This is a genomic window from Frankia sp. AgKG'84/4 (assembly GCF_023242965.2).
Taxonomy (GTDB): Bacteria; Actinomycetota; Actinomycetes; order Frankiales; family Frankiaceae; genus Frankia.
This window is the reverse complement of sequence record NZ_JALKFU020000499.1, coordinates 1-4,041: the sequence shown is the minus strand read 5'-3', so window position 1 is coordinate 4,041 and position 4,041 is coordinate 1. Positions and strand designations below refer to the sequence as shown.

The window sequence follows — 4,041 nt, the reverse complement described above, 5'->3', positions numbered from 1 at the left end:
CGTCGACCCGCAGCGCGGGCCGAGCCACCAGGTCCCGCCCGGCGAGCGCCCAGAACCCACCGGCGAGCACCCCGACGAGCAGCCGTCCGGCGGCGTCCAGCGAGCCCACCCGCTCGGCGAGCGGCCCGAGAGCGGCGACCAGCGCTGTGACCAGGCCGCCGAGCGCGTAGACGCCCACCCGCCACAACGGCGGCGACCAGACGATCGGTGCCGGCGGCGGGCCGGCGTGCGATGGATCCCCGGCGGCGGCGGACGGCGTGGACATGCCTCCACGCAACCACACCGCGCCGGCCGCCCGCAGCCGCCCCGACGGCAGGTGTCCGCGTCGGGACGAGTACACCCGACGCCGTGAGATCGGCACTGACCTGCCCGGACGGCGAGGTGCTTGCACCGTGCCGGGAAACGGCTACGCTTCGCAATCTCGTCGGTACTCGTGGTGTTGTTCGTGGGGTGGCGATGGCGTGACGCAGTCTGTTTTCGTACAGGGGGATCGGGTGGCACACTCGCCGGTGCGACGCAGCGGGGGCAGTCCCTTCCCGCCCATCGCGGAGTACGGATTTCTCTCCGACTGCGAGACGTCGTGCCTGGTGGCGCCGAGCGGCAACGTCGAGTGGATGTGTGTACCCCGGCCGGACGCGCCCAGCGTCTTCGGCTCGGTGCTGGACCGCTCGGCCGGCGGATTCCGGTTCGGGCCGGACCGCACGCAGATCCCCGCCGGCCGCCGCTACCTGCCCGGGACCAACATCCTGGAGACGACCTGGCAGACCCCCAACGGCTGGCTGATCGTCACCGACTGCCTGGTCGTCGGCCGCTGGCACCGCACCACCCGCCGGTCCAACACCCACCGGCGCACCCCGAGTGACTGGGACGCCGACCACGTGCTGCTGCGCCTCGCCCGCTGCGAGCACGGCTCGGTCGACCTCAGCCTCGTCTGCGAACCGAACTTCGACTACGGCCGGCACGCCGAGTCCTGGGAGTACGAGGCGGACGACTACTCCGCCGGCGTCATCCACCATGAGGGCACCAACGTCACCCTGCGGGTGCGCACCGATCTGCGGCTCGGCTTCGACGGCCGGCGCGCCCTGGCCCGCACCACCCTGCGGGAGGGCGACACGGCGTTCGTCGCCCTGACCTGGCGCCCCGAGGACCCGCTGCTGCCGGACACCTATGAGCAGGCCTGCGCCGCCGTGGAACGTACGACGGAGTTCTGGCGCCAGTGGCTGTCGCGGGGCGTGTTCCCGGACCACCCGTGGCGGCGCCACCTGCAGCGCAGCGCTCTCGCGTTGAAGGGACTGACCTACGCGCCGACCGGCGCTCTGCTCGCGGCGGCCACCGCCTCGCTGCCGGAGACCCCGCAGGGCGAACGCAACTGGGACTACCGCTACAGCTGGCTGCGGGATTCGACCTTCGCGCTGTGGGGTCTCTACACCCTCGGCCTGGACTACGAGGCGAACGACTTCTTCTCGTTCATCGCCGACGTCGCCGAGCACGACGAGAACGACATCCAGGTGATGTACCGGGTGGGTGGCGAACCGCGGATCGACGAGGAGATCCTCGGCCACCTGTCCGGCTACGAGGGCGCGTCGCCGGTCCGGGTCGGCAACGCCGCGGCGCTGCAGCGCCAGCACGACGTGTGGGGTGTCGTCCTCGACTCGGTGTACCTGCACACCAAGTCGCGCGACTACCTCTCCGAGCGGCTGTGGCCGGTGCTGGCGCGCCTCGTCGAGGCCGCGGCCGCGCACTGGCGCGAGCCGGACTGCGGGATGTGGGAGGTCCGCGGCGCCCCGCAGCACTTCACGGTGTCGAAGATGATGTGCTGGGTCGCGCTGGACCGCGGCCGGCGCCTGGCCCAGATGCGCGGGGACGCGGCGACCGCCGCCCGTTGGAAGACCGTAGCCGAGGAGATCCACGCGGACGTCTGCGAGCGGGGCGTCGACCATCGCGGTGTGTTCACCCAGTTCTACGGCTCGACGGCGCTGGACGCGTCGCTGCTGCTGATCCCGCTGCTCGGCTTCCTGCCGGCGTCCGACGAACGGGTGAAGGCCACCGTCCTGGCGATCGCCGACGAACTCACCGAGGACGGCCTGGTGCTGCGGTACCGCACCGAGGTGACCGACGACGGCGTTTCCGGGGTCGAGGGCGCGTTCCTGATCTGCTCGTTCTGGCTGGTGTCGGCGCTGGTCGAGATCGGTGAGCTGACCCGGGCCCGGCAGCTGTGCGAGCGGCTGCTGAGCCTGGCCAGCCCGCTGGACCTCTACGCCGAGGAGATCGACCCGCACAGCGGTCGCCATCTCGGCAACTTCCCGCAGGCGTTCACCCATCTGGCCCTGATCAACGCGGTGATGTACGTGATCCGGGCGGAGGACGCCGAGGCGTACGCCCGGCCGTCGCCGACGAGCTGAGCGGCTTTCCGTCCCCCGGCGGAGCTGGACCGTTAACGTGTGGTTCGTGGCCAGCCTGGAGCTTAGGGACAGTCGAGTCGAGGTCGTGCTGAGCGGCTTGGAGCGGCTCGGCGCGCTGCGCGGGGACGTGTCCGTGGCGCTTGACGAGGTGCTCGACGTGCGCCCGGCGCCGGAACCGTTCGCGGAGCTGCGCGGATGGCGACTGCCCGGCACCGGCCTGCCCGGGGTGATCGCGCTGGGTACCTGGCGCTCCCGGGGCGGGAAGGACTTCGCCGCGGTCTACCGCGGTCGGCCGGCCGTGGTGATCGAGGTGCGGCCGGGCGGCGAGTTCCGCCGGCTGCTCGTCGCCGACGAGAACGCCGAGGACACGGTCTCCCGCCTGCGGACCGCGGTCCTCGCGCGCTGACGCGCCCGCACACCTTTTCCTGTAGCTCCCCGTAGCTTCCGTAGCGGTGGGCGGCGGATGTGTGATTTGTCGGGCGACGTCGGGGGACAGGGGCTCGCTGACTCTTTCACAGAGGTCCGCGCCCCGATTTGTCCCTGTGGAAGAGTTGCGAAGCCGCACTGGACGCCGGTGGTCTCCTCGAACGGGGAGGTTCCGGGAACCAGCTCACGATCGGCCGTCATGGGTCTGCTACCTGCCGGATCCGGGCGAGCGGGTGATATCCACACTTGTGGACAACGGTTGTGGATAGATGACAGTCGTGCAAGTTCCATCGAGGCTGGTCACGGAGCTGGCCCGACGGTGGCGCGGCACTGCGGTGTCGCCGGGTGCTCTGTGGCCGCCCGGAACGCCGAACGCCTCCCTGACGGCTTGTGGCTAGCGCCACTGGGTTGACACTGCCAGCCCAACGACGACGAAGCCGAATCCGATGAGGATGTTCCAGCCGCCCAGATCCTCCATGCCCAGCACGCCGCCGTTGGAGAAGTAGTAGACGAGCAGATAGGCGATCCCGATCAGGAAGAAGGCCAGAATGAGACCGCCGAACCAGGGCGGGGACGGCGGGCGCCGACGGGTCTGGCTGCCCGTGCTCGGCGTCTGCTTCTTCGGCTTGCGGCGTCGCGACTCGGGCACTGCGGTACTCCTCGGCTGACGGCGCGTCTCGGGTGAGCGCGCGTCTCGTGTTGGGCAACAGCGTAGACAGCCACCGGTCGGACACGCCGGCTGCGTACCGGCATTCGGGATTCGCGCCGCGGGCGTGGGGGTCCTGTCCGCCCGCGGGCTGTCACCGTTGTCCGATCCGCGTAGCCTGCGCCGAGAGGCGACCGGGTCCGACGCGGCGGACGGCTCGCCCGACCGGGTCGGCGCGGCAGGCGCGCCCGCGCGCCGCCCGGCGATCCGCCGAGCGAACGGACGTGCCCCTGATGGCGCTCCGGAGGGAGGCCCGGCAGCAGTGGCGTCCGGCGTGGGACCCGACCACGACCCCCGCGGTTCCCGGGTGTCGGGCCGATCGTGGCGCGTCGGCGCCGTCGGAGTCCTGTTCTGCTGCGGTCTGTTCGCCGGTGGTGCGGGTGCGCACGCCGGCCCCTTCTCGTCCGGGAGCGGCCGGGGGAACGCCGTTCTCGGCCCCGGCGGGGTGCCGCAGGTCGTCGCGGCCGAGTCGGCTCGGGTGGCCGCCCGTGCCGATGACCTGCGCGC

The 4,041-nt window shown here is 71.7% G+C and carries 3 protein-coding genes and 2 pseudogenes; 3 read left to right on the top strand and 2 right to left on the bottom strand.

Going from position 1 to position 4,041, the window contains the following annotated elements:
• A pseudogene (locus tag MXD58_RS22055) lies at nucleotides 1-265 on the bottom strand (PH domain-containing protein); the annotation flags it as partial.
• 229 nt (nucleotides 266-494) lie between these two features.
• Here MXD58_RS22055 and MXD58_RS22050 point away from each other — a divergent pair.
• Complete coding sequence (locus tag MXD58_RS22050) at nucleotides 495-2,402, top strand: glycoside hydrolase family 15 protein (protein WP_248838537.1); 1,908 nt, start codon at nucleotides 495-497, stop codon at nucleotides 2,400-2,402.
• Nucleotides 2,403-2,448: 46 nt separating this feature from the next.
• Nucleotides 2,449-2,808 (top strand): hypothetical protein, encoded by a 360-nt coding sequence (locus MXD58_RS22045; RefSeq protein ID WP_248838469.1) that lies wholly within the window; start codon nucleotides 2,449-2,451, stop codon nucleotides 2,806-2,808.
• Between the two features lie 414 nt (nucleotides 2,809-3,222).
• Here MXD58_RS22045 and MXD58_RS30820 read toward each other — a convergent pair whose 3' ends face one another.
• Nucleotides 3,223-3,477, bottom strand: a complete 255-nt coding sequence (locus MXD58_RS30820; RefSeq protein ID WP_248838468.1) for a cell division protein CrgA — start codon at nucleotides 3,475-3,477, stop codon at nucleotides 3,223-3,225.
• Nucleotides 3,478-3,841: 364 nt separating this feature from the next.
• On the opposite strand from MXD58_RS30820, the pseudogene MXD58_RS30815 reads away from it, so the two are divergent.
• Nucleotides 3,842-4,041, top strand: a pseudogene (locus MXD58_RS30815) (hypothetical protein); the annotation flags it as partial.